The organism is Streptomyces sp. NPDC002790, from assembly GCF_040295505.1.
Lineage (GTDB): Bacteria > Actinomycetota > Actinomycetes > Streptomycetales > Streptomycetaceae > Streptomyces.
Map to the genome: position 1 here is coordinate 1 of NZ_JBEOVM010000243.1, position 1,243 is coordinate 1,243.

The window sequence follows — 1,243 nt, forward strand, 5'->3', positions numbered from 1 at the left end:
TTCCGGTGCCGTTGCGGATCAGTGGCGTCGATGTCGCGGTGTTGGAGCAGGCGTTCCGCGATGTGATCGGGCGGCACGAATCGCTGCGCACAGTGTTCCCGGCAGTGGACGGCGAGCCGTACCAACAGATCCTCGAACCGGATGAGTTGGCGTGGTCCATCCCGGTGAGCCAGGTCGGGGCCGACGGTTTGGCTGAGGCCGTGGGCCGGGCTGCGGGGTACGCGTTCGATCTGGCGGCGGAGGTGCCGATTCGGGCGTGGTTGTTCGAGGCGGGTCCGGAGGAGCAGGTGCTGGTGGTGGTGATGCACCACATTGCCGGTGATGGGTGGTCGACTGCTCCGTTGGCGCGGGATCTGTCGACGGCGTACGCGGCGCGGCTGCGTGGCGAGGCGCCGTCGTGGGAGCCGTTGCCGGTGCAGTACGCCGACTACGCCTTGTGGCAACGGGAGTTGCTGGGGGCGGAGTCCGATCCGGAGAGCCTCCTTTCACGTCAGGTGGAGTACTGGCGGCAGGCGTTGGCGGGTGCTCCGGAGGAGTTGGCGTTGCCCGCGGATCGGCCGCGTCCGGCAGTGGCCAGTCACCGCGGTCACTCGGTGCCGTTGCGGGTGTCGGCGGAGGTGCATCGGCGTCTGCTGGGACTGGCACGCGCCGAGGGTGTGACCGTGTTCATGGTCCTTCAGGCATCGCTGGCGGTCACCCTCTCCCGCCTGGGCGCGGGGTCGGACATCCCGGTCGCCAGTGGTGTGGCGGGCCGCTCCGACGAAGCGCTCGACGACCTCGTCGGGTTCTTCGTGGACACGCTGGTGATCCGGACGGATCTGTCGGGTGATCCGGAGTTCCGTGAGGTGCTGGCGCGGGTGCGGGAGGCGAGCCTGGGCGCTCTGGCGCATCAGGATGTGCCGTTCGAGCGGCTGGTGGAGGAGTTGGCTCCGGAGCGTTCGCTGTCTCGGCATCCGTTGGCGCAGGTGGTTTTGACCCTGCAGAACGTGGAGCGGGCGGGGTTGGAGATGCCGGGGGTTCGGTCGCGGTCGGCGAGTGGTGTGTCGGCGGCGGTGTCGGTGTCGGTGAAGTGCGATGTGGACGTGATGATCGGGGAGGCCTTCGACGAGGACGGCTCTCCGGCCGGGTTGCGTGGGTCGGTGACCGGCGCGGTGGACCTGTTCGATGCCGGTTCGGTGGAGGCGCTCGCCGAGCGCTGGAACCGGGTCCTTGAACTCGTGACCACGGCACCCGAGACCCGGCT

1 protein-coding gene is annotated in these 1,243 nt (G+C 69.1%); it reads left to right on the plus strand.

What is annotated here, in order from left to right:
• Positions 1–1,243 (plus strand): condensation domain-containing protein (locus tag ABT004_RS36335; RefSeq protein WP_351346138.1); only part of this gene is annotated, 1,243 nt, incomplete at both ends.